The following is a 2,290-nucleotide window of genomic DNA, read 5'->3' on the forward strand; positions in this document are numbered from 1 at the left end:
TTGCTGCCATCGCTCCCACAACTGGGTCTTCTCGCTATCCGTAATGTGCCGCCGAAGTCTGGGTGCCATGCAACACTCCTTCCGCTCGCGCGTCTATAGTGTGTTGCGTTGACCGGCTGAAGTCGCAGTCGAAAGCGGACCTTTTCAGAATATAGCCGTAAGTGACCCTGATACCCATAGTCAGCACCATCGGGATGTTCAGTGGTCACCGGCACTGGGGTTCAGTCAGACCGGAATCCGCAGTCTCGCCTTCCCAAATCTTCGATTTGCTCAGTCAAGCCCAGGTAGATCACAGGCAGTGCCGACATCGGCACTCGGCGAGCAAAGAGCACTGGTCTCGCCTTCCCAAATCTTCGATTTGCTCAGTCAAGCCCAGGTAGGTCACAGGCGGGAACCCGTTGGGATTCCCTCACGAGCAACACCCTAAAAGCGGGGTTGGCGGGTGGGCAATGGGGAATGATCGAACCTGTAAGACAACTGGCCCCCAGCTGCACGGATTTTGTTTTACGCCGAGGTCAAAAGCGTATCCGTAGGGGTTTCACCCCTACACCCCATGGCGCTCCGTTAGCGACGCTTGCCGCCGCCGAATGGGTCCGAGTTCCATGGCATGGAGCCGGGAGGCTGATATTGCTGTGCGCCCACGCCGGACTTCCAGTCCGACTCGCCGCCCATGCTGGAAACAGGGGCGGCTGCAACCACAGGAGCGCCCTGCACGGCCGTCTGGGCGGGCTGCACGGGCAGGGGCTGGGATGGTCGCCGCGTGGGGTTGTAATTGCCCTCGCTGGCCGTGAGGCGGCACAGGGTGTGATCCATCGCATATTTAGTGCCCTGCTCCGTAATGCAGCTACATCGGCCGTCATCGGCAGCAATGCAATACACCTCGGGTTCCGAAACGACCTGACGGTCGTCGTAGGCGGGAGCAGTCCACGGCTGGCCAGCAATCCGCGGCTTGAGCCAGCCAACAAGGTCATCGGGCCGCTTGGGCTTGGAGTCACCGCCGCCTTTGTTTTGGGCCGGCTGCGCGGGGGCGTCCAGGGTTTGAGGCGTGGCAGGTTTTTCAGGCTCAGGGTGAAAAAACGCGTTCACCCTCCACAGGCAAAGGCCAATCACCAAGAACGCAACGGGGAAGGCATAAAAGAACCAAGGAATACGGGGGCGTGCCCGGAAAAGGAAAAATTTGGGTCACAAGGATTTGGGGTGTGCCCGGATAAAGTGCGGGTCACTGTGAAGGCTGCGCAGTGTTCCGGCATGGTCTGCACAATGCGCTGGTTCTGGGCGCCATGCTGCTGATGGACACTTCCGGCACTCCGAAGGGGCTGCGATGGGTCGAAAGGGACTTTCTCGGTTTTTGAGTCCTTTGATTGCCCCTTCGCTCGGAACCAGGCCGAGACAGGAGAAAGCAGCGAAGGTCATCCATACCCTTGGGAGGCAATTTAGGAGCTATGCCTCAAACGACGGGGGTTTGGCTTTTCGGAATTCATCGAAGGAGGCAATGGATTCCTTAGATGGCACGGCCGGGTCATTGAGGCCCCGAAGCACGTCCGCAAGTTCTCTCCTGCTCATCGTTGTTGCTATTACCGGCCCCTGGGTCAACTCATAGTTCAGCGAGCCGGTCCACCGATCCATCATGGGATGCGAACGAACGAAGGACTTAGCGTTTCCCGGCTCCTGATGCTTGGCCAATTGCACCCGCACCCACTCCAGCAAATGGAACGGTACATGCGAGCGCAGCACATCGTCGCGAAGCCGTTGGACGAGGCCAGGCTCGTCGCGCACGCGCGTCAGCTGTCGGCTAACCGTGAGGCTACCGTAGTCCCACGATGGCTTGGCGGCCAAGTGCGAGATTTTGACATCGAGTCCCCCATGCTCGGCCAGCTTAATGGCCAGTTTTGCACGCTCCCTCCATGACCGCATCAGCTCATACGCGGCAAAAATCCACATTTCAGTTTGCGCACCCAAAAAGATGGTCCGAGTCGGGTCGCGATGGGTATCCTCATCCATTCGGCTGCGCAAAAAGTCCATTTCCAGCCCCATCAAGAACTGGTCCACTGTAGCTATATTGAACGCTTGGCTGGACAGGGCGAGGTCATCTCGCAATAAGGTAAGCCCGCCCAGCGCGGTTACCAGCTCGTGCGCTTCAATCTCTTCATGATGGCGCGGGATGTGGTACGCCCCCGATTCCGTAGACACCTGATAGTGTCTATTGAGGATCGGAGGATCTATGACCAGCAAACGTTTCACCGACGAGTTCAAGGCTGAAGCGGTCAAGCAAGTCAGCGAGCGTGGCTAC

The 2,290-nt window shown here is 58.5% G+C and carries 2 protein-coding genes; both read right to left on the reverse strand.

Features of this window, described 5'->3' with window-relative positions; translation table 11 throughout:
* Nucleotides 1-564 precede the first annotated feature (564 nt).
* The gene (locus JHD67_RS21270) at nt 565-1,086 is read right to left on the reverse strand and encodes a hypothetical protein (RefSeq protein WP_199101140.1); all 522 of its coding nucleotides are present in this window, start codon (nt 1,084-1,086) and stop codon (nt 565-567) included.
* Between the two features lie 354 nt (nt 1,087-1,440).
* Nucleotides 1,441-2,241: a hypothetical protein gene (locus JHD67_RS21275; protein WP_199101141.1), complete on the reverse strand. Its 801-nt coding sequence runs from the start codon at nt 2,239-2,241 to the stop codon at nt 1,441-1,443.
* Nucleotides 2,242-2,290: the final 49 nt, after the last annotated feature.

Origin of the sequence: Dyella sp. ASV21, from assembly GCF_016428975.1 — a bacterium.
Taxonomy (GTDB): Bacteria; Pseudomonadota; Gammaproteobacteria; order Xanthomonadales; family Rhodanobacteraceae; genus Dyella.